Source organism: Leisingera sp. F5 (assembly GCF_001593695.1).
The window spans coordinates 1-1,120 of record NZ_LUKH01001312.1 but is presented as its reverse complement, the minus strand read 5'-3'; the positions used below and the strand labels follow the sequence as shown (position 1 = coordinate 1,120).

Sequence of the window (1,120 nt, the reverse complement as noted above, 5' to 3'; positions counted from 1 at the left end):
ATCGAGGGCACGGGCAAAGCTGCCTTCGGCCACTTCCGGGCCGTCTTGCGTTTCAGCCATGCGTCGGTCGCGCATGGCCGCGTTTTCCTCGACGATCTTCAGCAGCTGGAACCAGATGTTGAAGGCCTGCATGTAGGCGGTTGCAGGCTGGCCGTCAGAAAGATCCCATGGAGACTCGCCAGTGGCCCGTTCCGCCACTTCCGGCGCGCGCTTGCGCAAGACATCCAGCCACAGGGCGTGCAATTCCGTGCGGAGTTCGGCGGCGTAACCCGCATCGGCAAACCCCGTCTGAGCGGTTTCGGCAGGATCACCCATCACATCACCCGATCACGCGGTTCGCGCCCTGCAAAGAAATCGGTCAGATTGTCGAGGACACGGAACCCCATCGCCTCGCGCGCCTCGCGGGTGGCGCTGCCCAAGTGCGGCAGCATCACCAGGTTGTCGCAGTCCATCAGATCCGGGTTGATGCGCGGTTCGCCGTCGAACACATCCAGCCCGGCGCCGCCGATGGTTTCGAACCACAGGGCGCGGGACAGGGCCAGCTCGTCGACTATCTCGCCACGGGCCGTATTAATTAGGAATGCGTCCGGCTTCATCAGGTTCAGCATCCGGGTGTTGATAAGATGCCGGTTTGCAACTCCGCCCGGGCAGTGCAGCGAGACAAAGTCGCTCTGCGGCATCAGCTCTTCCAGGCTGTCGGCCTGAGTGGCGTTGTAACGGGCCAGGATATCGGGCGACACGCGAGAGCGGTTCTGCACCACGATCTTCATGCCAAAGCCATGATGCGCGCGGCGGGCCATTTCCTGGCCGATACGGCCGAAACCGACGATGCCCAATGTCTTGCCGGAAACTTTGGTGCCGACCAGATGGGTCGGACGCCAGCCGGTCCATTCACCGGCACGCACTTCACGCTCACCTTCACTTGCGCGGCGGGCCACCATCAATAGCAGCGTCATGGCGATGTCGGCAGTGCATTCGCTAAGAACATCGGGAGTGTTGGTCACAGTCATGCCGTGACCTGCCGCACTGGGCATATCAATATGAGAGGAGCCAACGCCGTAGTTGGCCAGAATGCGGGCCTGGGGCTTAGTGATATCAAACGCACTGGCCGGGATCTTGT

The 1,120-nt window shown here is 62.0% G+C and carries 1 protein-coding gene and 1 pseudogene; both read right to left on the bottom strand.

Annotated elements, in window-relative coordinates; all coding sequences use genetic code 11:
- Positions 1 to 315 (bottom strand): annotated as a pseudogene (locus tag A2I95_RS41045) (phosphoenolpyruvate carboxylase); the annotation flags it as partial.
- Positions 315 to 1,120: D-glycerate dehydrogenase (locus A2I95_RS41040; RefSeq protein WP_291738032.1), on the bottom strand; the 806-nt coding region annotated here is incomplete at its 5' end. The gene A2I95_RS41040 and the pseudogene A2I95_RS41045, both read right to left, overlap by 1 nt.